The organism is Pseudoalteromonas sp. NH0006-26 (assembly GCF_057552415.1).
The window spans coordinates 1-1282 of record NZ_BAAJMJ010000023.1 but is presented as its reverse complement, the minus strand read 5'-3'; the positions used below and the strand labels follow the sequence as shown (position 1 = coordinate 1282).

Sequence of the window (1282 nt, the reverse complement as noted above, 5' to 3'; positions counted from 1 at the left end):
GTGATCTTCACCCGATAAAGTGGACACCGTCCACGTTTCAATTAACTGCCAATTCAAACTCGGCAGGTGATTTATATCCTAAACTCGAATGCAATCTCTGTCTATTGTAAAAATAATTTAGGTAAACCTTTAATTTTGATAATAGTTTACCGCTGCTATCAAATTTATTTCCTCGAATTAAATCTGCTTTAAGCGAATGAAAAAACGACTCGACTTCTGCGTTGTCAGTACAGCACCCGGGTCTATTCATACTGGCTTTGATGTTTTTGCTAGCCAAATACTTTTGTACAACGTGAGCACGGTATTCTGCGCCTCGGTCAGTGTGAAATAATACACTTTCTGTTGGTTGTCGTTTTTTTATCGCAAGCCTTAGCGCCTTTAACGTAAGCTCCGTTGTTTTGTTTTTACCAAACGCCCAGCCGATTACTCGACGTGAATATAAGTCGATAACCACAGCAAGGTAATGCCAACGAGCGCCGACTTTTAAATACGTAATATCGCCAGACCATTGTTGGTTGATTGCCGTGGCCTTTTCACTATCTTTGCGTTTATTTTCTATTTCTTTGTAGAAAAACTTAACCTTCGCCGGTTTACTGTAAGTCTTAAGAGCTCTGGCTCTTAAACCGTTTTCTCGCATTAAGCGGGCAACACGTTTTTGGCTTGTGTTTACACCTTCTTTTTTTAGCGCATGAAATACGCGTGGGCTACCATAGGTTTGATGATTTACATTGAAGACGTGTTTTATCTTCAGCAACAAATTAGCATCTGACAGCGCTCTAGCTGACACTGTACGCTCACGCCAAGCATAAAATCCACTACGCGACACATTAAGCCAAGAACACAAGTATTTGACGCCTAAGGCTTGTCCGAACTTTTGGATGAATCCAAATCGTTCTGATGTACTTCCGCCAGATACCGTTGCCACTTTTTTAGCAGGTCATTCTCCTGCTTAAGACGCTCATTTTCTTTCTTAAGCTTGTGAATGTTATCCAGCTCTTTTTTTGTTGGGAGTTTACTCATTGTTTCATTGTTGCTTTGATAGCGCGGTACGTTTTTAAACTTACCTTCTCGATACTCTTTTCGCCAACGACTCAGCATTAACGGATGAATATCTAGCGCCTCGGCAACGTCCTTTGACATGACATCGTCTCTTAAGCTTAGTTCGACTGCTTTGATTTTAAAATTAACTGGGTAAAACCATGTCTTTCTAGGTTGAGTATATCTAGGCATTTTAGCCTCCTCAAAGTAATGAGGAGGTGTCCACTAAAACGGGTGAGGAGCA

1 protein-coding gene is annotated in these 1282 nt (G+C 41.0%); it reads right to left on the bottom strand.

Features of this window, described 5'->3' with window-relative positions; genetic code table 11:
• Window positions 1-37: 37 nt before the first annotated feature.
• Window positions 38-1230 (bottom strand): IS3 family transposase gene (locus tag AC27JR_RS16975; protein ID WP_487174226.1). Its coding sequence is split into 2 segments (ribosomal slippage): window positions 38-922 and window positions 925-1230, totalling 1191 coding nucleotides; the frame shifts between segments, so codons are not numbered across the junction.
• Window positions 1231-1282 lie beyond the last annotated feature (52 nt).